Annotated in this window: 22 protein-coding genes; 9 read left to right on the top strand and 13 right to left on the bottom strand. The window is 56.0% G+C overall.

All coding sequences use genetic code 11. The annotated features are described in order from the left end of the window. The first annotated feature begins 72 nt into the window (after positions 1–72). Both C1J03_RS19855 and C1J03_RS19850 read left to right on the top strand, forming a co-directional pair. Positions 73–552, top strand: coding sequence for a UPF0262 family protein (locus C1J03_RS19855; protein WP_114888158.1), 480 nt, complete (start codon positions 73–75; stop codon positions 550–552). A gap of 95 nt (positions 553–647) precedes the next feature. Further along, positions 648–1,046 (top strand): arsenate-mycothiol transferase ArsC, encoded by a 399-nt coding sequence (locus C1J03_RS19850; RefSeq protein WP_114889102.1) that lies wholly within the window; start codon positions 648–650, stop codon positions 1,044–1,046. A gap of 9 nt (positions 1,047–1,055) precedes the next feature. On the opposite strand, the gene C1J03_RS19845 is transcribed toward C1J03_RS19850, so the two are convergent. Together C1J03_RS19845 and C1J03_RS19840 are read right to left on the bottom strand one after the other, a co-directional pair. Beyond that, complete coding sequence (locus C1J03_RS19845; RefSeq protein ID WP_114888157.1) at positions 1,056–1,415, bottom strand: hypothetical protein; 360 nt, start codon at positions 1,413–1,415, stop codon at positions 1,056–1,058. Positions 1,416–1,589: 174 nt separating this feature from the next. Further along, the gene (locus C1J03_RS19840) at positions 1,590–2,681 is read right to left on the bottom strand and encodes a porin (RefSeq protein ID WP_114888156.1); all 1,092 of its coding nucleotides are present in this window, start codon (positions 2,679–2,681) and stop codon (positions 1,590–1,592) included. Positions 2,682–3,347: 666 nt separating this feature from the next. Here C1J03_RS19840 and lepA point away from each other — a divergent pair. The 4 genes from lepA (at position 3,348) to C1J03_RS19815 (ending at position 6,873) form a co-directional block, all read left to right on the top strand. Further along, positions 3,348–5,147: a translation elongation factor 4 gene (gene lepA / locus C1J03_RS19830; RefSeq protein ID WP_114888154.1), complete on the top strand. Its 1,800-nt coding sequence runs from the start codon at positions 3,348–3,350 to the stop codon at positions 5,145–5,147. Between the two features lie 96 nt (positions 5,148–5,243). Further along, the gene (locus C1J03_RS19825) at positions 5,244–5,768 is read left to right on the top strand and encodes a hypothetical protein (RefSeq protein WP_114888153.1); all 525 of its coding nucleotides are present in this window, start codon (positions 5,244–5,246) and stop codon (positions 5,766–5,768) included. Beyond that, positions 5,765–6,160 carry a hypothetical protein gene (locus tag C1J03_RS19820; protein ID WP_114888152.1) on the top strand — a complete coding sequence of 132 codons (396 nt, stop codon included), beginning with the start codon at positions 5,765–5,767 and terminating at the stop codon, positions 6,158–6,160. The genes C1J03_RS19825 and C1J03_RS19820 overlap by 4 nt, the downstream gene beginning before the upstream one ends. 212 nt (positions 6,161–6,372) lie before the next feature. Further along, positions 6,373–6,873: an alkylphosphonate utilization protein gene (locus tag C1J03_RS19815; protein ID WP_114888151.1), complete on the top strand. Its 501-nt coding sequence runs from the start codon at positions 6,373–6,375 to the stop codon at positions 6,871–6,873. Positions 6,874–7,093: 220 nt separating this feature from the next. Here the strand turns inward: C1J03_RS19815 and C1J03_RS19810 are convergent, their stop codons facing one another. From C1J03_RS19810 to C1J03_RS19780, 7 genes are read right to left on the bottom strand one after another with little or no spacing between them, the layout of a single operon-like run. Next, positions 7,094–7,570 carry a class I SAM-dependent methyltransferase gene (locus tag C1J03_RS19810; RefSeq protein ID WP_114888150.1) on the bottom strand — a complete coding sequence of 159 codons (477 nt, stop codon included), beginning with the start codon at positions 7,568–7,570 and terminating at the stop codon, positions 7,094–7,096. Next, on the bottom strand, positions 7,567–8,328 hold the full coding sequence (locus C1J03_RS19805; protein WP_114888149.1) for a polysaccharide deacetylase family protein: 762 nt from the start codon (positions 8,326–8,328) through the stop codon (positions 7,567–7,569). Before C1J03_RS19805 ends, C1J03_RS19810 begins: the two co-directional genes overlap by 4 nt. Continuing rightward, positions 8,328–9,461, bottom strand: a complete 1,134-nt coding sequence (locus C1J03_RS19800) for a glycosyltransferase family protein (RefSeq protein ID WP_114888148.1) — start codon at positions 9,459–9,461, stop codon at positions 8,328–8,330. Before C1J03_RS19800 ends, C1J03_RS19805 begins: the two co-directional genes overlap by 1 nt. After that, complete coding sequence (locus C1J03_RS19795) at positions 9,461–10,042, bottom strand: histidine phosphatase family protein (RefSeq protein ID WP_114888147.1); 582 nt, start codon at positions 10,040–10,042, stop codon at positions 9,461–9,463. The genes C1J03_RS19800 and C1J03_RS19795 overlap by 1 nt, the downstream gene beginning before the upstream one ends. Beyond that, positions 10,039–11,097, bottom strand: coding sequence for a glycosyltransferase (locus tag C1J03_RS19790; protein ID WP_254694109.1), 1,059 nt, complete (start codon positions 11,095–11,097; stop codon positions 10,039–10,041). Before C1J03_RS19790 ends, C1J03_RS19795 begins: the two co-directional genes overlap by 4 nt. Further along, complete coding sequence (locus C1J03_RS19785) at positions 11,097–12,338, bottom strand: glycosyltransferase family 4 protein (protein WP_114888146.1); 1,242 nt, start codon at positions 12,336–12,338, stop codon at positions 11,097–11,099. Before C1J03_RS19785 ends, C1J03_RS19790 begins: the two co-directional genes overlap by 1 nt. Then, entirely contained in the window at positions 12,335–13,540 is a 1,206-nt protein-coding gene (locus C1J03_RS19780; protein WP_114888145.1) for a glycosyltransferase family protein, read from the bottom strand. The genes C1J03_RS19785 and C1J03_RS19780 overlap by 4 nt, the downstream gene beginning before the upstream one ends. A 355-nt stretch (positions 13,541–13,895) precedes the next feature. Here C1J03_RS19780 and C1J03_RS19775 point away from each other — a divergent pair, with 355 nt between their 5' ends. Next, positions 13,896–16,481: a mechanosensitive ion channel family protein gene (locus C1J03_RS19775; RefSeq protein ID WP_114888144.1), complete on the top strand. Its 2,586-nt coding sequence runs from the start codon at positions 13,896–13,898 to the stop codon at positions 16,479–16,481. 6 nt (positions 16,482–16,487) lie between these two features. Here the strand turns inward: C1J03_RS19775 and C1J03_RS19770 are convergent, their stop codons facing one another. From C1J03_RS19770 to C1J03_RS19755, 4 genes are read right to left on the bottom strand one after another with little or no spacing between them, the layout of a single operon-like run. Then, complete coding sequence (locus C1J03_RS19770; RefSeq protein ID WP_114888143.1) at positions 16,488–17,645, bottom strand: ABC transporter permease; 1,158 nt, start codon at positions 17,643–17,645, stop codon at positions 16,488–16,490. After that, complete coding sequence (locus C1J03_RS19765) at positions 17,642–18,670, bottom strand: ABC transporter permease (protein WP_114888142.1); 1,029 nt, start codon at positions 18,668–18,670, stop codon at positions 17,642–17,644. The genes C1J03_RS19770 and C1J03_RS19765 overlap by 4 nt, the downstream gene beginning before the upstream one ends. Next, positions 18,667–20,571: an ABC transporter substrate-binding protein gene (locus C1J03_RS19760; RefSeq protein WP_254694287.1), complete on the bottom strand. Its 1,905-nt coding sequence runs from the start codon at positions 20,569–20,571 to the stop codon at positions 18,667–18,669. The genes C1J03_RS19765 and C1J03_RS19760 overlap by 4 nt, the downstream gene beginning before the upstream one ends. Position 20,572: 1 nt before the next feature. Next, positions 20,573–22,342, bottom strand: a complete 1,770-nt coding sequence (locus C1J03_RS19755; RefSeq protein WP_114888140.1) for an ABC transporter ATP-binding protein — start codon at positions 22,340–22,342, stop codon at positions 20,573–20,575. Between the two features lie 197 nt (positions 22,343–22,539). Between C1J03_RS19755 and C1J03_RS19750 the strand changes: the two genes are divergently transcribed. Beyond that, positions 22,540–23,031, top strand: a complete 492-nt coding sequence (locus C1J03_RS19750) for a class I SAM-dependent methyltransferase (RefSeq protein ID WP_114888139.1) — start codon at positions 22,540–22,542, stop codon at positions 23,029–23,031. A gap of 168 nt (positions 23,032–23,199) precedes the next feature. Next, entirely contained in the window at positions 23,200–24,255 is a 1,056-nt protein-coding gene (locus C1J03_RS19745; RefSeq protein WP_114888138.1) for a C4-dicarboxylate TRAP transporter substrate-binding protein, read from the top strand. The last annotated feature ends 39 nt before the right edge of the window (positions 24,256–24,294 follow it).

Genomic DNA, 24,294 nt, shown 5'->3' with positions numbered 1-24,294 from the left:
AGCGCTGATTGCCTGAAACGTGCTGCTCGGTTAAGCAGGCATTCACACAGTCCAAGTAAGGGGACAGCTCACATGTCTCGCATCACCCATATCGTCCTCGATGACGCCAACTTGCCCCCGCCCACAGCGGAGATTGAGCAAGAGCGCAAAGTCGCGATGTTCGACCTGCTAGAAGACAACTCTTTTGCCCTTCCAAAACGCGATGATCGCGCGCCGCCGCAAGGCCCTTACCACTTAGGTTTGTCGATCCGCGACAAGCGGCTGGTCTTTGATGTGAATACGGAAGCATCTGAAAAAGCAGCAGAATTTCACCTGTCGCTAGGCCCGTTTCGGCAAGTGGTCAAGGACTACTTCCAGATTTGCGAAAGCTACTTCGACGCGGTGAAAAAACTGCCCCCGGCACAGATTGAGACCATCGATATGGCGCGTCGTGGCATCCACAATGAAGGAAGCCGGGTGTTACAAGAACGGCTTGAAGGCAAGGCAGAGATTGACACTGACACCGCCCGCAGGTTGTTTACGCTCATCTGCGTATTGCACTTCGGGGGATAGAATTGGCTGAAGACCTGCCTCAAAAAGACCCGCCCCAAGAAGGCTTGCCTCAATCGGTCCTGTTTTGCTGCGATCATAATGCCGTTCGGTCACCCATGGCTGAAGGGATGATGAAAAAACTCTACGGCACCGACATCTATGTTCAGTCGGTTGGCGTGAAGAATGATCTTGAGATTGACGGCTTTTCGATCGCGGTCTGTCAGGAACTGGGTGTAGAGCTGTCGCGCCACCGGTCGCGCAGCTTTGACGAAATGCAGCAATGGGGTGACGATCTTAGCTCATTTGATCTAGTTGTCGCACTTAGCCCGGCCAGCCAACGCCGCGCCTTGGAACTAACCCGCTTTTTCCACCTTACGGTTGAATACTGGCCGATCCTTGATCCCACCGGCATCGGTGAAAGCCGCGAGGCCAAGCTCGTACAATTCCGCGCCGCCCGTGATCAGATAATTTCGCGTCTCACGGGGCGTTTTGGGGAACCAGATCACCCATTCTAGGCGTTAAATTCAGCTCGAGGCACAAAGCGTAGCCGCTTTGGATCCAAACTCTTTCCATTCGCGCCAAAACCGCTCGTCGCCGTCCCGGTCAGACTGGCGAACCTCTTGAGCCTTTTCGGGCTCCTTGAAAAACTTGGCGCCTCGTCGCTGATCTCCGCCTGAAAGCGACCGGTCAGCCACCGCTTGAATACAGCCACACCGCGCGCGGCTCGCTTTCTTGCGACCCTGGGATTGGCACGCCTTTTGAACCGGCCCGGTCGCATACAGCACTTCGCCACCACCGCGACTGCCACCCGGATTATACCCGCGCGACCCGCCGCAAGCGGCCAGAAACCCAAGCGCCACAATCGCCAAAACCAGATTTTTCATACTATTGCCCTATCTCACGACCCGCGGTGTTTTCACCTTGCGACAGCCCGCTCTGCTTTAACGCGACTATGCATCAAAGCGGGCAGGGGAGCAATTCACGTTTGGGGCAGCCGCATGACGGTCAAATGCCGCACCCGCATGGTTGCGGGCGCGGCATCGTAAGGAAAATCAGACTCAGAACTTCCAGCGGGCGCCGACGAAGGTTACGTCCAGATCTTCATAGTCGCTTCCGGCGCTCTCAAACTCATAGGTGCGGTAAGTCGCGTAGAGTTCGACGTTATATGCATCCAGCTTCTGCACCACAGCCAACCCGATCGAACTTGACGAAGACCCGGTTATCTCAAAGTCGTCACCGCCATAATAATCCAGCGATAGCGCGGTCCTGCCAATCGCGAACCAATCGCGCTGCAGTCCTGCTTTGGCATAAAAATAACTTGCGTCGCCCTGTTGCTCGCTGCCACCAGACAACGCGAAACTCACGCCAGTGGGCGTGTGAAGCACCGCCGCAGAGCCGACAAGCAGCTCTTCTGCTGAATCGCGGATCGAATACGCCAATCCTCCGGCGACATTAAAATCGCCATAGTCGCGGCCGTAGGTCACACCGATATCGTAGTATTCATCGTCGTTGCCGCTAGCCAACACTTCTGTACCTGCAGAGATTGAAGCGACAAACCCATTATACTTTGGTGTGTCATAACGGATGCGGAAACGCCGTGCGCCGTCGAAGGAGTTGAAAACATCGCCGCCCCGAACGCCAGAGCCTGCACCACTCGCGAGCCGGAATTCCTGGCTACCGGACAGATCCTGCGGGCTGGAATAGGCAATCAATGACGTCCCAGAAAGGTCCGACTCAGCTGCGCCATCCGACGCGGTGCTACCTTGACCAAACCAAAACGTACCCAGCGTTGGAGAGGCGTAGACAATTTCGACTTTTCGCAGCTCAGTCCGGCTGTAATCCACGTCAAAACTATTATCATCAAGACTAATTGAGCTGGACCCGGTCAAACCCAGCCCTGTTTCGAAATTAAACCGAAACTCCGCTCCGTTCTGCAGCCCTTGTTTGAACATCACTCCAGCACGCGAGTTGGAATTGTCATTATCGGTTAACCCGGTCTCGGTATCGAACCCATCATCAACGCTGATGATCCCTAGGTTTAGATGTCCATAGAAATCCCAACTGGATTCCACATTCTGAGCGAATAAAACACCCGGCGTGGCAATCAGGGCGGGAAGGGCAATCTGTGCAACTCGGGTTGGCAATGACATTTTGCATTCCTTTATATGTTCAGCGCCGTTCAACGACGCGGCTCTGGTTTGGTGTTTGACACAAGCGATCTCAAGTTCAATTTACAACCTTGGTGCGAATGGTCAAATGATCAATGTGAGTGCGTGAGCGGTATATTCATTCACATTTTTGCGACGCGAAAAGGCGGCGGCTGGGTCGGTGATCATAAGGTTTTTATACAGTTTGTCCCGGTCTAGTACAGCCTGTTCAATGCGAGCGTGTGGAAGTTCAGGCGGTTGAGGCGTTCCGTACCATCAGTCTACCAGCACAAGTTGGCGAACGGTTTTGTGAAACCAAAAACAGTACAACCATCAGATAAAATGGAATTTTTCGACGATTCACTTATTCAGGCATCCAGTCAATGTGGCTCCAGACCAAAGGCGCCCAATCATTTTGCTGCCCTAGAGACAAAGAGCACGCCAGCACCCTTTAAGATGGATGTCATTCTCTGAAGCATCACTATCACCCCGGTCCAGTGCCTGGAGCGGCAGCGACATTAACCTGCCAAAACTTGTAGGTTACGAGGTTTGATTTGAGGCCAATTCAAGGGGGTAAAATCGTCTGAACTCCGCCCCAATCGCAAAGCGGTTTGCGCCAGAGGCCATCCCACCTTGACCACCCCGCAAAACCGCACCATATCCTCATATATGACAGCACTTTCACACATCCGTAATTTCTCCATCGTGGCTCACATTGACCACGGTAAATCCACGCTTGCCGACCGGTTGATCCAGTCGACGAACACTGTGGCCGACCGGGACATGAAAGAGCAAATGCTCGACAGCATGGACATTGAGCGCGAGCGCGGCATCACCATCAAAGCCCAAACCGTCCGCATCAATTACACGGCCAAGGATGGCGAGGAATACGTTCTCAACCTCATCGACACCCCCGGTCACGTCGATTTCGCCTACGAAGTCTCCCGCTCCATGCGTGCGGTTGAAGGCTCGTTGCTGGTCGTTGATAGCACTCAAGGCGTCGAAGCACAGACCCTCGCGAACGTGTACCACGCCATTGACGCAGACCACGACATCGTACCCGTCCTGAACAAGATTGATTTGCCAGCATCTGATTGTGACCGCGTGGCCGAACAGATCGAAGACGTCATCGGCATCGACGCATCCGGCGCAATCCGCGTGTCTGCCAAAACCGGGCAGGGCATCGAAGAAACACTCGAATCCATCGTCAAGAACCTGCCAGCCCCCACAGGCACCCTTGATGCACCTCTCAAAGCGATGCTGGTGGACAGCTGGTACGACAGCTATCTCGGCGTCATTGTGCTTGTGCGCATCATGGACGGCCAGCTCCGCAAAAACGACCGCATCCGGTTTATGCAAAACGGCGCCGTGCACCATGTTGACCGCATCGGCGTTTTCCGCCCGGCCATGACCGAAATTGACGTGCTCGGCCCCGGTGAAATCGGCTTCCTGACCGCCTCAATCAAACAGGTCCGCGACACCCGCGTTGGCGACACGATCACCAGCGAAAAGAAAGGCTGCGAGGTCGCTCTGCCGGGCTTTAAACCTGCGCAACCCGTCGTCTTCTGTGGCCTATTCCCCGTGGATGCCGCCGAATTCGAAGACCTACGCGAGAGCATCGAAAAGCTCGCCCTCAATGATGCCTCCTTTAGCTTTGAGATGGAAACCTCTGCTGCCCTCGGCTTTGGCTTTCGCTGTGGCTTCCTCGGGCTGCTCCACCTCGAGGTCATCCGCGACCGGATCGAGCGTGAATATAACATCGACCTGATCACCACCGCGCCCTCCGTCATCTACAACATCTTCATGAAGGACGGCACCACCCAGCAGCTGCACAACCCCGCTGACATGCCCGACCTCACCTTTGTCGATCACATCGAAGAGCCGCGCATCAAGGCGACGATCCTTGTGCCCGACGAATACCTCGGCGATGTGCTCAAGCTCTGTCAGGACCGCCGCGGCATCCAGATCGACCTCACCTACGCCGGCTCGCGTGCGATGGTGGTCTATGATCTGCCCCTGAACGAAGTGGTCTTTGACTTCTACGACCGCCTCAAATCGGTGACCAAGGGCTATGCAAGCTTTGACTACGCCATGATCGGCTACCGCGAGGATGCGCTGGTGAAAATGTCGATCCTTGTGAACGACGAACCCGTCGACGCGCTCTCCACGATGGTCCACCGCGACCGCGCCGACATGCGGGGCCGCGCTATGGTCGAAAAACTAAAAGACCTCATCCCCCGCCACATGTTCAAAATCCCGATCCAAGCGGCGATTGGCGGCAAAGTCATCGCGCGTGAAACTTTGTCTGCCATGCGCAAAGACGTCACGGCCAAATGTTATGGCGGCGATGCATCTCGGAAACGCAAACTGCTCGATAAGCAGAAGGCGGGTAAAAAGAAGATGCGGCAGTTTGGGTCGGTTAACATTCCGCAAGAAGCATTTATAAGTGCTTTGAAAATGGATGGCTAAAAGCCGATCGTTTCAGCTACGGTGGGAGGCGGCGTATTGCAAAGCAGTGAGCATGCCCACAAAGTGAGTTGGAACAGCTGGGCTAGGTGAATATGGGTGAGTGAGTTTCTATTGATTGTATTCGCGAGTTTCACTGTTTTTCTTGCGGAGAACTGGGGTAATATTTTATCTGGCATCGGAACTGCGCTGACAGTCGGTTTCTCGTGGCGTGCAAAAAACGCAGCGACATTGGCGAAAGAAGCGTCTCAGAATACTAAGACTAAACTTCAAGGCCTCGACCTACTTTCAGAGATTAGCAGGCTTAATGGAAGAATAGATGACATGAACTATCGTCTTGAGGCAAAAGATTGGCCGATAATCAGTGAGCGCGCTACTGACTTGCGCGTATCCATCGCTGCAATAATTGCAAACGATGAAGCCGTATTCTCAAAACCGCTACAAGAGCGACTGGGTGAGTCAGTAAGTCAATTTCGGATTATCGCAGGCGCAGCAGATCGTTTTGTACAAAAAGCTGACGCAAACCCTGATATAGTGCGATATAAACGGATCGTGGCTGATCAGAAAGAAACGATAGTTTTGGCATTGCAAGAGGCTAGGATCAAAATGGAGGTCCAATCGTGAACGGTGAATTTGGTGCTACTACTCTGAATAAGTGGAGATCTCTAACCAAATTGTTAGAATCACTAACCAAAAAAGGAAAGCTGAAATGGAGAGAAACTTCAAACGATGACGAGTTTCTAACATCTCATGCAGGAATTGTTGTCGTGTTGCGCCAAACAACGAGTGTGGACACACCAGAGGATCTCTATGTTGTTTCACTTAGAAACAAACAGGGAAAGGTCATTGATGTTTTCGATGATGAATTGCTTGATAGAGACCAAACTGAGACTAACTATTTTATGCTTCTAAAGGAACTAATGTTGGGAATAAGACGAAACATGTCGGGCGCTGACGAGGCGCTTGATGAACTGCTTCAAGCGTTGTCGGAAGAAGATCAGGACTTGCCGTTTTAATATAAATTCTTAGCCGATTACCTGCCGCACTTCCCACCCCTCGGTTCGGACGCGGCAGTCCTAATGAAACTGACTGCGTGACTCCCCGGCGAAATTCTCACGAATTCCGCGCTCGGCACTTCAATCGGTCCCCCGGGCCGATTGATCGGGGCCTTGCCCCGACCGTGCCTCGCCCCATTGCACCCCTTCGCAATCACAGATAGCCAATCGCCATGACATGCCCCCTCTGCACCACACTCGACGCACCCCTCATCTCAACACCCGTGCCCGGCGGTCCAGCGGACGCTGCTGTCAACATCTGCGCCACCTGCGCGGACCAGGCCACCGCGCCTGATCATTTCCGCGCCCTCGCCTCCACCATGTGGTCCGAAGACCCCGCGCTCCAAGTCCTTGCCGCGCGCACTCTGGCCCGCCTCGACACCGATTGGGCCCGTGATCTGGCCGAACAGCTCTACCTTGATGATGAAACCCGCGCTTGGGCCGATAACGTCGCCGCCGCCACCCATCACCGCGACGCCAACGGCCAGCCGTTGGCCCACGGCGATACCGTCGTGCTGATCAAGGATCTCAACGTCAAAGGGGCAGGGTTCACCGCCAAGCGTGGCACCGCCGTGCACCGCATTTCGCTGGTTGAGGACAACGACGCCCATATCGAAGGCCGCGTCGAAGGTCAGCGCATCGTCATCCTGACCGAGTTCGTGCGCAAACGCTAAATCCGCGCCCAATGCACCGCGGCGATGCACACCCTGTGCACACCCTGTGCACACCCTGTGCACGGTCTGAGTACGCCCGGTGCACAGTTGTGGAGCGATCATCAGAGGCATACGCGGGTAGAACCCGAACCGCATCGGGATGCCGTCAGGGCGACGATGTGATTACAGGATACAGCGATTAAAATGCGTTGAGCAGTTGTCGTTGCTACTGGTGATCGGCTCAGGAGCGGTAGAAAAGATACCGCTTTGGATCAACCGTGTCGGGGCCTGAAATCTGGGTGAACCCCAACAGCGGTTGCTGGGATACAACAAGTCCACCCGGCACCATCAACGGCGCAATCAGCGGCGACAAGCGCGCGCCTTCCTCGACGTCTTTCTCTTTGATACCAAATCCAAAATCGTAATGCGCCAATGCCATTTTGGCACCCTGCCTTGCCAGCGCGCTCAGCATGTCATCGGCTTCGCCCAGCAGGAAATCAGCCTCTGGCGGCACGCAGCTGGGATGGGGTTGCAGAACCCGGTCAATCACGTGAATACGCCGCGTTGGCAGCTCTTGACGCAGATGGTCATAAGTGCGGCCATTGCCGAGCCCAAGCTCAAGCACGTCGCCCGGAATGTCGGCAATCAACGTTGCGGCCCAATTCAGCCCATCAATTTGAGCCGTCAAACGGCGCCGCATGGATTCAAGTCGGCTCATGGCAAGTTATCTTTCATTTTTGACAAGTCGCAAGCGACCGCCCCCCCGTCCAACAGAACGCGCAAGCAGTCATGGGTGAATGTCCATATTTTCCTGTTGTGCACAAGGTGATGCGTAAGAATCCCTAGCGGCTCCGCAGCATCTGTTTTGCCCTCACGACGATCCGCCAGCAACTTGGCGAGCAGGCTAATCAGTTCATCTTGCGGGACTAATCCGCGATGCCCGCGCCAGAAAATAGGGTCAACGTGGGTGTTGATCTGCGTCAGACCAGGCGCTGCAAATCGCGATTTTCGCGGGAGGTATGTCGAAAGCCCGACATAGCCGTTGTCCGCCAATTGCGGGATGACCCGGTCGTCTATTCGGTTCCAGGGCGGCACAAAAATGGGCACCAGTTTTGGGCCAAACAAGATCTTCATGCGGGCGAGCCCATCCACCAGTTCTTGTTCAGTCTCGGGGCGCAGGAGGCCGAATTCTGCCAGCTTCTGGCTTCCCGCAAAGTGTTTTACGTGCTCCCAGCCGTGCACTAATGGCACTACCGTTGCGCTATCCGCGATTTTTTCGGACAGTCGCGTGTCGGCCAGCTTTGGGATCACCGCGACATGAACTGGGACGTTCAACTTCTCTGACAGTCGGATCAGCCGTCGAAATGCACGAGTCGTGGTTACAGCATCATCATCGCGCCACCAAATCGGCAGCGCGAGACCATCGTGCCGCATCTTTGCCAGCTCAGCCTCGACTGGGCCCCAGTTAGCCTTCATCACATCGCCCCTCGCAACTTATGGGCGATGTGCACCGTCTTTGTGGCACCGTCAAGGCCGAGGCTGCGCGGCATGCGTGTAGAGGCATGCAAAACCCGTTCAATGGCGACTAGTAAACTGGCAGCAGTTAGGTCGCTGTTTTTGAGCAACGCAATCCCATCCAGTTGCGCAAGAGCCTGCGCGCGCAAACCCTGCTCTACCTCGCCGCCCGCGTCGAAAGGCACGAATACTGCAGGCGTCCCAGCCTGCAGAATATCAAGCGCCGTGTTGTACCCACAAAGTGAAACGGAGGCCGTCGCGTGGTGCAGCATTTGTCTAAAATCCGGGCGCGCAGGTTCTGCCACAACCGAAGCGGGCATTGGACCCAGCTTGGCAATACGCGCGGCTGGATCTGCCCCACCAACCAACAGTCGCCAAGTCTGCGATGGGTCCATCGCCGCCGCCTCCATCGCGGTGGCATAAACATGTGCACCGACATCGCCACCGCCTGCACTTACGATGATCTCACCCTTACCAAGCGCCATAGGGTGCAGCGCAGCTGCGGCAGGGGCGACAAAACCGGTGTAGTGCAGCTTAGCTTCTAGATCACCTGAGACCGGCCAGCTGAGCGCCAACGGTGCTATAGCCGGATCAGAATGCACCAAAACTGCGTCATAGAAAGTGGATATGATCTGGTCGGCCAAACCCGCCTTTGCAGGTTTGGAAGGCGGTGCCAGAATGTCGCGGATTGAAGCGCAGATCAGCGGTCGATTGCTGCTGTTATGGGCAGTGGCCAACAGGGCTTCGAACTCCTGTCGCAGGCTGCGCCGGCCAAAGGGAAACAGCTCTGTAATGAGGATATCAGGCTTCATTGCCTTGAAGAAACCCAACAACGCTTCCTGACGGTCGCGCTTGTAGGGCTCGCTTGCAACCTGCCCATCGGCATCTAGCAAGGTTGCAAAGTCGACCCCATCCGACCGCAGCGGCGGCAGCTGTGCAATCTCAACATCTGCGCGATCCAGCAGTTGGCTTGGCATACCACCAGAAACGACCATCACTTTGTCACCGGCGTCTTTGAACGCACGGGCGAGCGTCAGAGCCCGGGCCAGATGGCCCGTACCCAATAGATGTGTGACGACGATCATGACGTGCATTAGGGGCGCTTTTCCAAACGAACCGGATCTGGCCACATAGTCCAACTCTCGGGGGTAACCTCGATCACAAACAACCGTCCACGCTTGACCGCAAAGGGGGCAGGGCCGTCAAAATTCCATCCGCTTGCCTGTGCCAGTAATACCCGCATAACCCCGATATGACACACAGCGACAGTATCGCTTTGCAAACCCGCAACCCAGCCTTGCAGGCGGGCACGCAGTTCACTCACGCTTTCGCCACCTGCTGGGCGGTAATCCCAACCCCACTGTTCGATGTCGCGAAACCCGCTGGTGGGATCAGCGCGAAGTTCAGTGCCATGCAGACCTTCCCAATCGCCCCAATTCATCTCGGTCAATGCATCTGAGGTTTGTGGTTTGCGTCCACTTACCAACTCAGCCGTTCGCGCCGCGCGTTTCAAAGGGCTCGACCAAAGGGCCGCTTGATCCCACGGAGATGGGAGGGCAAGGGCTGCAAGATCCACCTCGGCTTCTGCATCAAGTGCGATGTCGCTGCGCCCTTGAATGCGGCCTTCGCGGTTCCACGCGGTGTGGCCGTGGCGTAAAAGAGCAAGTCGGATCATGAGATACCTCCCTTTGAAAACCCTGCGCACAACGTGTCACGCGCAGCGGGCAGCAAGTGATGCGCGGCAATGTAAGAACGGATAGATGTCGCGTTTGGCGGGGCAGCGAGTGTGCTTTGCAGCAGCGCCACCAATCCGTCGACACCTGCCTCAGGGCTGGGGTATTGGCCGGGCACCAGCACGTCGCGGACGCCCGGTCGGTCTTGTGCGACAACACCAACACCGCGCGCCTGCGCTTCGAGATAAGTAAGCCCAAACGCTTCGTTCACGCCCGGCCAGAACAGCAGGCATGCACGCGCATAGGCAGCATCCATCGCATCCCCGTCCAACTGACCCAGGAACTTCACCCGGTTCCCGAACGGGGCCATGCGCAATTCGACATCAGGCCGGGCAGGGCCGTCGCCTGCGATCTCAAGCGACCAGTCACCACTAAGCGCTGCAAGGCTTTTCGCAATAAGGTCGTAGGACGCGAGTTTATCGCCGGGTCGCATCATCCCTACGCTCAGCATGGTCTTGGTCGGTTGCGCAGCAGGAGGCAGTTCTGACAGGGGCAAGAATGGCCTGAGATGGATCAATTGCTGACCCGCAGGCGCATAAGATTTTAGCGCGATCTCGTCGTGCTGTGTGAGGAAAAAGATGACATCTGCAGTGTCGCATGCTGCCTCTGCTGCTTGAGCATAGGCATCCCATGGTCCGCCCAATCGCTTGCGTGCGCGGGTTGCTTCGACCAAAAAATATGGGATGCCAAGGGCGTTTGACACTGCGGGACCGATCAGATCGGGGGCTTTGTAATAAGAGTGGTAGGTCAGCCACCCTTGCCAGCCTGCGTCGCGGCCTTGCGCAATAATATCGGGGATCAACGCGGCGGCTTCAGCAATTCTGGCCGCCTGAAACGCTGCATCACCTTTGCCGTCCCGACTGCGAAAATCACATGGTAGATCGCAAACCACGCCGCCAGCATCGAGAGCTGCAAGCAGCGCGCGAGCCATGGTGCGGTCGCCGGAGGGCACTGGATCATGCGGGGGTTTGAGCGGCGCATAAAAGCTCAGCCGCATCAGCTTGCCGTGCTTAACAAATTGTTCAAACGCATCTGCAGACGGGCGATGCCAGGCGGCATGGTGAAATCTTGGCGGAGCCGCGCAAAGGCCGCTTCAGCCAATCTGGGTCCAAGATCAGGATCCGCAGCGAAGGCCGCAACAGCCCGCCCAAGAGCAGCGGGCGCATCATCGCTTAGGATGCCGTGGGTGCCGTTATCGATGAATTCTGGAATGGCAGAGACCGGCGTCGACAGGATCGGCAATTTTTGACTTGCCGCTTCCATCAGCACGTTTGGCAGACCGTCGCGGTCACCATCCTTGGCTACCCGTGAGGGCAGCACAAAAAGGTCACTGGCACGCATTGCCTCAATCACCTCGGGTTGGTCGCATGCACCGCGCCATGTGATGCGGTCCGATACTCCCAAAGCAGCCGCGCGTGCGCGCATCTGCGCGTCCAGCGCACCACCTCCGATATGGGTCCAGTGCCAGTTGAGCGTTTCTGGCAACAGCGCTAGCGCGTCTATCAGGTTGTCAAAGCCCTTCTTTTCCACAAGCCGTCCGACGGACATCAGCTTAAGCGGGCCACCGACATCGCGCAGGGTGCGCAATGGAGGGGCAGGAAAACGACCAAGGTCGAGGCCATGGTACACAAGGTCAATGCGCTCAGGCTCTGATGTAAGGCTGCGAAGATGGGTCGCGCCAAACCCCGTACAGGTCACACCAAAATCCGCCCCGTGATGCGTGGGAGACAGCTTTTCACGCAGCTCCCATTCGGGCGATGTCCAGATATCCTTGGCGTGTGCTGAAAACGACCACGGCACTCCGCGCAGGATCGCCGCATAACGCGCGACAGAAGACGGTGTGTGTAGAAAATGGGCATAAAGCCCGCGCAATGTGCTGGGGGCCTCATGTGCAAGGACGCATGCCTGCCCAAAACGGCGGCGGCGATTGGGCGTGTCATCCCGCGCAAGATCTGCGGCAAAGGCATGTTGCGCTGCGTCAAAACCAGGGAGTGCTTCCACCGCGTTTGTTGCTTGCGCCACACGCTCGGGTTCATCGCGCAAATACTCGGGCAAATAACGCACACGGGCGCGCAATTGATCATGCAAAGGATGGGTCTTGATGTCGGTCGGATGGCGCAGCGACCAAATATCAAAGTGCAACCCAGCCTCTTCCAGCGCCACAAGTTCCTGCGCAATGAAAGTCTCGCTCAACCGCGGCCAGCCTTTTACGATAATGGCGAGGGGCTGCTCAGTCACGTCTTGTCTTGCATCAGGGCGCGGGCGCGCTTGATGACGACGTCCAGCCCGTCCAGCAATCCGTCTGCTCCTGCATCAGATGGCTTGCTCTGGCTGGGCAACCGGCGGATTGCGGCGATCATCGATTGTGGTGTCATACCATCACGGGTTTCGTCCAGCATGCGTACCAGTCCTAGCTCTTCGGCGCGCGAGGCGCGGATCCATTGTTCCAGACGCGGCACCGTACGCGGGACGATCACGGCGCGTTTGTCAAAGCTCAGAACTTCGCAAAATGTGTTGTAACCGCCCATGCAGACAATTCCTTCGGCCCCCGCAAAAAGCGCCTCAATCCGACTGTCAAAACCAAGCGCTGTAACCCGTCCGCCTAGTTTTGCCACCCGCGCATCAAAAGCATCCCGAACATCGCCCGACAGGAATGGGCCATAGATCAAAACAGCGCGCGGGGCCAACGTGGGATCCGTTTCATAGGCTTCCAGCACCAGAGACACCATCGCGGCGCCATCACCACCACCACCTGGCGTGACCAGGATGTAGGGCTGTTCAGGTGCATCCGCGGCGTCTGTTACCTCGCGCCTCAGGTAGCCTGTCCAGTACATGCGGTCTCGTGTGCGGTCCGACAGGGCAAGGCCGCTGGTGGGGTCATACACATCACGCATTCCGTAGACCCAGATTTCGTCATAGAGGTTCTCTGCGGCAGGCATGCAACCCTTGCGCTCCCACTCTGCGGCTAGAACCTCAGGCTCGTCCAGCACGTCGCGCAGACCCAACACGGTCTTGGTCCGCCCGCGCAACTTGAGCCATTCCAGCGTCGGTAGCAGTTCACCGCGAAACCCGGTGGGCTCTTTGTCAACGATCAACAGATCAGGCTCATATTGTTCAATCGCGGTCTGAATCAAACCCGCCCGCAAAGATGTGGTGTCGTCAATATCCAGGCCCAGCGTCTGGCTGACATAGCTGCCATCGCTTAATTTGGTGACACCGGGCAGGCGAATGTGGTCGACCCGTTCGGGAAATGTAAACCGCCCGGCAACTGGCGATCCGGTCAGGATGATAGCCGAGGCGTGGTCGTCGCTTTCGGTCAGCGCCGACGCCAAAGCGCGCGAACGCCTCAGGTGACCTAGGCCAAATGTATCATGGCTGTAGAACATCACGCGCCGGGTGGGCGGTTCTGTCTGAGTATGACGTGAAGATCCGTGTGGCATGCATGCTAATCCAAAGCGTTCTCCTCATTCTAAAGCCTCAAACAGCTGACCAAAAGGCGAAAAAGTTAACGCAAGCGTCATAAAATCATCCAATGCTGCAAATCTGCCGATGATAGAAATGCCCCCGCTGCTGTTATGTACTGTCAATGTCTTGATGCCCTCCTGAGTGCCGATGTGTTGCCCAGTGCCCAACTGCGCACTGCAACCTGCGCCAGGTGATATGACACTGGTGTAAAACGCCTAATCTCTTGGGCGCATTACCAAACGTGAGATCGATGGAATTGCAAAGAAGCGGTGGAACGCCTAGCGTCCGCGAAATACGTACAGAATAAACACTTACCGCACGGGGAATTTGATGGTCCGGCTTTTTCTTGCAGTTTTTGCAATAGTCTTAACAACACTAAGCATCTCAGCCCCTCTTGGTGCGCAATCGCTGGGGTCTTTGTTACCCGGCCAGGCGAAAACCGAAACCGAAATCGTTAGTGAAACTCTGTCTGAAACATTGCGCAACGCTGCCAATAATGGGGTTAGCGTTGTTGTCATCGACCCAGACGGCAAAGTGTTAGGTCAAACAGAAGCGGCCCCGCACACCGAGGACGGGCTGCCAAACGTGGACGGCACCAGTTTGATGGAGGAGCAGGAGCGCGCAGATCGGTTTCGCAGTGCTTTGACAGAACATCTGATGGAGCTGCCTGCGGCCTTTAACGAAGTGCAGTTCATCCTACGAGCCGCCAGCCCGGACGGCACCATTATCGCTTTTTTCAACGCGCTGGGTCTGAGCCTGCTGATGTTTGCAGCGGGTGCACTATTTGAGCGCAAGATTTTCGCGCAACGCATTGCTTCCCGCTGGCTTGCCCCACGGATTAAGGAAAATCCGCAAGGCTACTCTGAAAAGATGCCGCTGCTTTTGTTCCGCTTTGGCTTGGGCGTTGTTGGTATTCTTGTTTCTATTGCCGTGGCTTACATCCTTGGTGCGATTATCTTTGGGCCGATCGAAGATACGGCCATGCGGTTTACCGTCACTCTGATCAATGTTGGTTACTTTTCCTGCCGATTGGCCGCGGCCTTGTGGCGTATGATCCTGTCGCCCTTTTTGTCCCAATACCGCATTCCCAGCCTCACAGACCGCGAGGCGAAGCGTCTGCACCTGTGGCTGTGGTCATTGGCCAGCATCGATATCGTCTTTATCCTGTTCGGCATCTGGATCGGCGAGTTGGGGCTGAACTATGACGTCTATGCCTTCATTTCTTCGATGATGTCGGCGACGATTGTGCTGCTAAATATCTTGATGGTTCTCGTTAATCACAAGGCGATCTCCAGTGCATTGCGGGCCGACAAACCCTATGCTGAATGCAGCCTCATGATCAGGATGCTTGTGCGCCTTTGGGCCCCTGTTGTGATCCTTTATGTGCTCTTTGCCTGGGCTGAATTGACCTATGACTTGGTGCTCCAGAACCCCAGTTCGGTACCGCTGATTGCCGGTGCGTACGGCATTCTGATTTCGATCATCGTGGTTTACGGGGTCATCAGCTACGCGATTGAACGTTGGTTTGCGCGCGCCCGCGCCATTCGTCTTCTCAAGGAACAACGCCGGGAACTTGAAGCGCTGGAGCAGGCACGGGCAGAGATGGAAGCGCTTGCCCTGCGCCAACGTCAGGAAGACGGCCCCGACGAAGATGATATCAAAGATGCGGCCCTTGTGGTTATGGATCCAGAGACAGGCTCAGCGCCTGCGCTGCCTGCCGTTGCCGCGGATGAGGTGATAACCAAAGCCAGCACCGCAATCGACATAGGCGGCGATGGCGAACCGGCGCAGGACGATGTCTCGGCCCTGCAACATGATATCTTGGTCGCCCAGCATACCCTCGAAGATCAGGGCCTGACGCCGCGTGGCGCGCTCAATAGCTTTGAAGCGCTGGCTCGGCGGGTCGCAGGCATCCTTGCATTTGTGGCCGGGATTTACGCGTTTTTCTACATTTGGGATAATGATAGTGCGCGCATGGTCGAAAGCTATGCCGACCGGGTGCTGGACATTATGGCCATCCTCTTTGTGGGGTACATCGTTTATCACGCTTTCCGCATCTGGATCGACAACAAGATCGCGGATGAGACAGCGGATGATGTCGAAGGTGAACTGGGCGGTGAAGGCGGCGGAACAGGTGCCTCGCGCTTGGCCACGCTACTACCGCTATTTCGGAACTTCATGTTGATTGTGGTGGTTGTGACGCTCGCCTTGATCATTCTGATGGAAATCGGGATCAACGTTAGCCCATTGTTTGCTGGTGCCGGGATCGTCGGCATCGCTGTTGGTTTCGGTTCCCAAGCTTTGGTACGCGATATCTTTGCGGGCGCATTTTTCCTCTTTGATGATGCATTCCGCAAAGGTGAGTATCTGGATGTCGGCGGCGTAAAGGGCACGGTCGAGAAAATCTCAGTGCGGTCCTTTCAGTTGCGACATCACTTGGGCGCGCTGCACACCATCCCCTTTGGTGAGCTGCAGGTCATGACCAACTACAGCCGTGACTGGGTGATCATGAAGCTGCCCTTGCGAGTGACATACGACACCGACGTTGAGGTCGTGCGCAAGATGATCAAGCAGCTGGGCGTCGAGCTGTTGGATGATCCGGTGATCGGCAATAACTTCATTCAACCTTTGAAGTCACAGGGCGTCATTGAAATGCAGGACAGCGCGATGATCATTCGCGTCAAATTCATGACCAAACCCGGCGATCAATGGCTTGTGCGCAAAAAGGTTTATGAAGAAATTCGAGAGCTCTTTGAGCGCAATGGCATCCGTTTTGCCCACCGCGAAGTTACGGTGCGCCTGGCTGACGGCAAAGTTGAGGACCTGAACGAAGAACAAAAGAAAGAGGTTGCCGCTGCCGCCCATGCCTCCATGGAAGAAGAGCTGATGGACGACACCGAGGGCGATGACCGCTAGGCGCGCCTAGCTGCGATAAGGATCAAGTGAGGCCCGCAGCCCGTCGCCAAGGAAATTGAACGCCAGAACCACCACAATGATCGGCAACATCGGGATCGCCGTCCAAGGGTAGATCTCAATGCTGGCGAGGTTCTGCGCGTCATTGAGCATCACACCCCAGCTGACTGCGGGAGCACGTAGACCCAAACCCAGAAAGCTCAGGGCGGTTTCGCCCAAGATCATCGCCGGGATCGACAAGGTCGCGCTCGCAATCAGGTGAGACATGAAGTTTGGCAACAGGTGTTTGCGGATCACACGAGACGGCCTTGCCCCCATCATCTCAGCGGCGCGCACGTATTCTTCTTCGCGCAGCGACAGAAATTTGGATCGGACCGCACGGGCCAGTCCCGGCCAATCAAGAATGCCCAAGATGATCGAGATGATAAAGAAGACTGACACCGGCCCCCAGTTCGACGGCACCGCAGCAGACAGCGCCAGCCACAAGGGAAGCTCTGGCAGCGAGCGCAAAATCTCAATGGCGCGGTTGATGAACCAGTCTGTCTTGCCGCCAAAATAGCCCGCAATGGAGCCAAAGAAAATACCAAGGATAAACGACACCGTAATGCCGATGATGCCCACGGTTAGCGACAGCTGAGCCCCATAGAGAATACGGCTGAATACATCGCGGCCCAGTCTGTCCGATCCCCAAACAAATACCGTCGCACCTTCAGGCGCGCAAAAAAGATGGGTGTCCGAAGGGATCAAGCCAAAGAGATTGTAGGTATTTCCTTCGCAGAAGAACTCCAAGGGTGCCGCTGTGGTCTTGTCGACGGTGTAGGTCCAGCGGTAGTTTTCCAGATCGGCGACGGCCGTCGTGGGATAAACATAAGGGCCGACAAACGATCCTTCATGCCACAGGTTGATGCTTTGTGGCGGATGATAGAGGTAATCCGCGCTGCGTTCATTTGCAGTATAGGGCGCTACAAACCCAGCCACCGGCAAGATCAGATAGCACAACAGCAAGAACAGACCAGAGATCAGGCCCAGCTTATGTCGACGAAATTTGCGCCACATCAAAATCCAGCCAGGTGCATCGAATTCTGCTCGCTCTGGCGCGGAAAGGTTGGCCTCGTCTTCCCATGGTTCGGAGTCGACGAAACGGTCGTCTGACGGGGAGGTACTCATGTCTCGCGCCCTCCGTAACGGATGCGCGGATCCAAGAGCACCAGCAGCATGTCAGAAACCATCGTCCCGATCAGCGTTAGGAGTGCGACGAACATCAGCACAAAGCCCGCTAGGAACTGATCTTGCGATTTCAGCGCTGCCAGAAGGTAGGGTCCAATCGTCTGGAGGCCCAGCACGACCGATACCAAAACCGACCCCGACACCATCGCAGGCAGCAGGTTGCCAATATCAGCGACAAAAGGGTTAAACGCCATGCGTAGCGGGTATTTCGCCAGCATCCGCGACGGCCTCATGCCTTTGGCGATGGCGGTTTCTACGTATGGCTTATCTAATTCATCAAGCATATTGGCGCGCAACCGCTGCATCATCGCCGCGGCACCAGACGTCCCGATCACGAAAGTCGGCACAATGAGGTGGACCATGATGGATTTGACCTTGTCCCACGACATCGGTTCGCCTTCATAGACCGGATCCATCAGGCCCCCGATGGGCAGATCAAAGTATTTGTGACCGTAGTAGAATAACATCAACGCCAGTAGAAAGTTGGGTGTCGCTAGACCCAGGTAGCCTACGAACCCAGCCGTATAATCCACCCAAGTCTCTGATTTCGCGGCGGCCAACACACCAAGGGGCAGGGCGACGAGATAGACAAAAACCACTGCTGCAAGGTTCACCAGAACCGTCAGCCACAGCGCGTCACCGACGATGTCTGCGACAGGCAGGTCAAATTCAAACGACCAGCCAAAGTTGCCTTGGATCAATCCATAAAAACCCTGCGGCCCCGGCGCAAACCCAACCCAGATGAGGTATTGTTCCCATATTGGCCGATCAAGCGCGTATTCCGTGCGCAGGAATTCTGCCTTTGCGACACCTTCGGCCTGACCTGTTGCGCGCAATTCTGCGATCTGGTTCGACAGGTAGTCCCCGGGCGGCAAGTTGATAATGACAAACACCATCACCGACACCACCACGAGCGTCAGCAGCATGGTGAAAAAGCGGTAGACCGCGTATTTCAGAAACATCATTGGGAAACCTGCTGCATGCCGTCCTCAAAGTAAAACTCATCAATGCGGTGGATGCCAAAATGTGCGCCCGGGTCAAATGCCCAGACACCATTTTCTGGCACATTGCGCAGCGAAAGCGAAACAACAACCGGCTGTGGGGCCTCTGAAAGCACGCCGATGCCGTATTGTTGCTCGGCATGGATGGTTAACATTTCATCCCAGATCGCAGTCAATGTTTCGGTATCGGAGGTTTCCATCCATTGATGGCTCAGTTCCATCAGGCGTGCGGGTTCCGGCATGTCTGGTGCTTCGCCCGCCTGACCCGACGTTTGAAAATATTGCCCCCATTTCGGCCAAGCAAAGAATTCCTGCTGGGTCGGGGCGAGGTAGCCTGGCGATGTCTCTGCGCGCGGCAGGCCATTGTCCCAGCCATACCACGTCGCTGCCATCGCAACGCCAGCGTAGACCCGGTTGCGCAAGATATCACGGTCCAGCGGGCGCATGATCAACCGGATGCCCAGCTCGCGCCACGTATCGGTAATGATCGCCAGTGCGTTCTCTTCTTCTTGCCGTTCGCCGGCCGTTTCGATCACGAATTCCATGGGGCGTCCATCCGGCAGCTTGCGCAGGCCTGACGGTGTCCGCTCAGTAAGGCCCATTTCGTCAAGCAACGCATTGCCACGCTCAATATCAAGGACCGACCACATTTCCAGATCCGCATCCTTGTGCAAGGGGCTCATGTTAATGGCCGTCATGCCACCTTCGACGGCGAGGCCAAAGTACAGCGCGCGGTTGATCATGCGCCGGTCAATGCCAAGGCTGAGCGCACGGCGGAACCGCACATCACGTATGACCTCGCGCCATACGGGGTCGGCAAAATTCAAATTAGGATAGATGGCAATTTGGCTGGCTGCCCCGTTTTCCCACAGCAAAGTCTTGTATTTTCCGCCCTCGTTTTCGCCTTTCTTAAGGATCGCCACATCGCGAAAATCAAGGCCACGCGCCTGAAGATCAACTTCGCCAGCATTGGCCTTTGCTGCGATCAGGCCGCCGCCGACAATCGTCATTTCGACGACGTCGATATAGGGCAGTTGCACACCGCGCTTGTCGATGCGGTGAAAATACGGATTGCGGACAAAGAGCTTGCGAGACGATTGCTGATTGCTTGCGTTCGACCACGGATGCAGCGTCGGCTGGTCAGGATTGTCGAACTTATTCATGCTGTCGTATTTGTTATGCAACGCAGCCCAGCTTCTGACCCGCGCTGTTTTCATGTTCGAGCGCAACTCATCAGAATCCGCATAATCAATGTGGAATTGCTTGAGGTAATGCGCGGGCCGGTAGATGAACGGTGGCGCTGCTTGCGCAAGCAGCGGCAGGAAGACCGGATTAGGGTCATCCCATTCAAATACTACGGTCAACGGATCGGGGAAAGTCACGCTCCCCAACTTTCCATTTACGGTCATGAATTCCGGGGGGCCGGTAGGGGTGATTTTTTCGTTATTAACGATGTCGTTCCACCAATACTCAAAATCAGCTGAGGTGAACAACGCGCCATCTGACCAGCGGTGCCCGTCGCGCAAATGCATGGTGAAGCGGCGATTGTCCTCGACATCTATGGCACGCAGAATGTCAGGCTTTAGCGAATAATCAGGGGCATAGCCTACCAGTCGGGCATACCCGTAAACAACCATTTGCCGCACATCTTTGGAGCGAGAAACGAGCGTGCGCAGCGTCCCACCCTGGCGGCCATAGCTGCGGCCTTTGGTTTCCATATCCGAAATCAGCGGTTCATTCGGCAAACGCTCCGTCACGGGAGGTAAATCGCCCCGCGCGACTTCGGCGGCCCAGAAACTTGATTCTTGCATGGTTTGCGCAGAGGCCGGACCCGACAGAAGGGCGATGACGAAAAGGATCAACATTTTATGCATGACAACGCACCATGTGGCCGGATTCAATCTCGCGCAGAGCAGGCGCGGTGTTGCCTTCAAATCGGTACATTTCTGGCCATCCGGTCGGATCACCAGCGCCCTTGGCTACCAGATCAAGGTCGATGGGGCGGTTAACGTCCGGTTCAGGCTGGGCCGCAATCAACGCCTGCGTATAGGGGTGTTGTGGGTTGTAAAACAGCAAATCTGGTGTGGCTTGTTCGACAATGACACCTGCGCGCATGACGGCAACCTCATCAGCGATCCGGGCGACTACCGCCAGATCATGACTGATGAAAAGATAACTCAGCCCCGCCTCGTCGCGAATATCCTCAAGCAACGTTAGGATCTGGTCCTGAACCGAAACATCCAGCGCCGACGTCGGTTCGTCACAAACCAAAAGCTGTGGATCAAGCGTTAGTGCGCGGGCAATCGACAGACGCTGGCGTTGGCCGCCTGAAAACGCATGCGGATACCGTTTGAGCATCTCAGGGTTCAAACCTACCAACCTCAGCATTGCCGCTGCCTTGTCGAGGCGGTCGGACTTTGTGCCGATGTGGTGGATATCCATCGGCTCGGTGAGTGCGGCTTGTACCCGCATCCGCGGGCTAAGCGAGGAATAGGGGTCTTGGAAAACCATCTGGACTTGTTTTTGGAAGTCGCGGCGCTGGTCTTTGTTCATCTCGTGGACGGCGATTTGGCCTTTGCCCTTTGCACCGCAAAACAGCACCTCAGCCCCCGGATCAGGCATCATCGCGCCCATTGCGATCCGCGCGCAAGTCGTTTTGCCTGACCCGCTCTCGCCCACAATGGCAAGCGTGCGGCCGCGCGGCAGGCTCAAACTAACATCACGGCAAGCCGTGACAGAGATCGGCGCGCTCCAGCCGCCGGCCCGCATGGTGAAGGTTTTCGTGACGTTCTTAAGATCAAGAATAATATCGCTTGAGGGCTCGCCGCGTTTCGGCTCAGCAATTTCAGGGATCATCGGGGCTGCGGCAAAAAGCTTGGCGGTGTAGCCATGCGCAGGGCTGCCCAGAACGTCCACAGATCGGCCCGCTTCCATGACGCGACCCTTGTTCATGACCACCACTTTATCGGCCATGTTTGCAACAACGCCTAAGTCATGTGTCACAAGGATGAGCGCCATCCCGGTTTCTGCTTGCAGCTCTTTGATAAGACCCAACACCTGCGCTTGTGTGGTTACATCAAGCGCTGTGGTCGGCTCATCCGCGATCAGCAATTCGGGGCGTGCCACCATAGCCATCGCAATCATGGCGCGCTGGCGCATGCCACCTGACATCTCAAACGGATAGCTGCGCCAGGCCCGCAGGGGATCGGCAAAGCCGACACGGTCAAATTGCTCGAGTACCTGCGCTTTCGCCGCGGATTTGCTGATGTTGCCGTGCAGATGCAAAACCTCTGACACTTGATCGCCCAATCGGTGCAGCGGCGAAAGCGAACGCATCGGTTCTTGAAAGATCATCGAAATCCGGTTGCCCCGGATCTGGCGCATATCTTTGGGCGCGGTTTTCAGCAGATCCTGCGATTCGCCTCCCGATGTGAAGGTCACAGTCCCGCCACGCATTTGCGCCGCACCCGGTAGGATGCGCAGGATTGAACGGCACGTCAGCGTTTTCCCCGACCCGCTTTCTCCGACCAAGGCGAGCGTTTCGCCCTTGTCCACAGCAAAGCTTACATCACTAACGACCGGGTCATCTTTGCCGAAGCCGATGCTCAGGGAGGATACGTCCAACAAGGGGGTCATGCTCGTTCTTTTATAGGTAACATTACAAGGCGGCAGGGCTTTTCGTTTGCTGAAAGACAGTCAACCCGATTTGTCCCGCAGCGTCCAGTGGTCTTACCACTCTGGCATTCTCGGTTTGATGACACGTCCGTTACAGGGCTACACTTTTATTCGATGATAGCCCATGTAGGGTCCAGACCTTGAATCGGAGCCCCATCATGAGCCGCCTTGACCTTTTTATCGCCCGCATGGTGTCCCAACGTGCCTGTATCGATCACGCCGTGGCGCTTACGCGCGGTATGGCCGGACCCGTTTTTGAGCTGGGATTGGGCAACGGTCGCACGTACCACCACATGGTTGAGGTGATCAAATCCCGCGATATCTATGTGTTTGAACGCGCTGTTGCTTCGCATCCTGACAGCACACCACCCACAGATCATGTGCTGCTGGGGGACGTTTTTGAGACGCTACCCCAAGCACTCGCGCGCTTTGGCCCCAATGCGTCGTTGGTTCACGCCGATCTTGGTGGGCATAACGCCACCAAGAACGATCAGTTCGCCCGCGATGTGTCCCCTTTGGTTGAGCCATTGCTGGCCCCCGGCGGTCTGATGGTTGCAAGTGATCGGATGTATTTCGAGAATTTGACTGAATTGCCACTGCCCAAGGACGCTGTTCCAGGGCGTTGTTTTATCTATCAAAAAAACACTTAGGTACGTAGCCAGACGGCCTTTCACAGCTTGATTTAGCAAGACATGACCGGCAGCGCATCGCGCGGCTGGCAAGTTTCGCTTGCGCGGGTATCGGTCAATCTCTAGCGTGCGTTGATCATAAGTGAAACATAGTTTTACTATGTGAAACAAATCCTTGGGAGGAACCACATGACATTTCTCAAAATACTGTCTTTGGCAGCGGCGCTTTCAACGGCTGCGTATGGAGCAGCCGCTGAAACAACATTGATCCACGGCGAGGCTGGCCCCAACCGTGGTGCCCGCGCCGATGCGTTGCAGTGGTTTGCCGATCAGTTGACCGAGCGGTCAGCCGGCGACATTAAAGTAGATATTCAGTGGGGCGGTGCGCTCTTTAAGGCCAAAGCCGCAGTTCAATCGATCGCGGATGGTGTGGCGGACATGGGCAGTGTCATCGCCGTCTATTATCCACAGGACATGGCAGGCTACGGCATTGCCGACCTGCCTATCAATAACCCCGACAGCTGGGTTGGGATGCGCGCCACGGACGAGTTGATGCGCACAAACCCGGCGATCCAAGCCAACCTCGAAGATCAAGGTTTGGTCTACATCGGGACGTGGACAGCCAGCCAGGTGCATATTGGTTGCAAGGGCGATGCAATTCGCTCGGTCGCAGATATTGAGGGTAAGAAAGTCCGCGGTGTGGGCGCCTATGGCAAGGTCTTTGGTGAAATGGGTGCGAACATGGTCAACATGTCTATCTATGACGCTTATCAAGGTTTGGATACCGGCCTGATCGACTGCTCACAGGGGTATTCTTATGCCGTTGCCGCGCTCAAGCAGGCAGAGGTGATGGACAACTATACGCTGCTAAATTGGGGTCAAATTGGCGCCATCGGTATCTTTATGAACGCCGATTCCTATGACAGCCTGAGCGCTGAACAACAGGAGCTGGTGATGGCGACAGGTTCTGACATGGCGGATGAGTTTGGTCGCCTGATCAACACAGCTAACGCCAAGGCCGTGGTCGCGATGAAAGACGCGGGCGTTGAAGTGATCGAGCTGTCAGATGTTGACCGGAATGCCCTGATTGGGGCTGGTGGAAAGTTCCTCGATGAATGGACCGCAACTGCCGACAAGACAGGCCTGCCCGGAGCAGCACTGTTGGGCGAATACAGAGCCCTTCTCGAAAAATACTCTGCTGAGCGTGACGACATGGGCTACCCTTGGGAGCGCGCGTCAAACTAAGCCCGAGAGCTAAATCGATCGGCAGGTTTGCCGGTCGGC

Origin of the sequence: Sulfitobacter sp. SK012 (assembly GCF_003352085.1) — a bacterium.
GTDB lineage: Bacteria > Pseudomonadota > Alphaproteobacteria > Rhodobacterales > Rhodobacteraceae > Sulfitobacter.
Note: the sequence above shows the minus strand (reverse complement) of the source record. Positions and strands in the feature narration are given on the sequence as shown.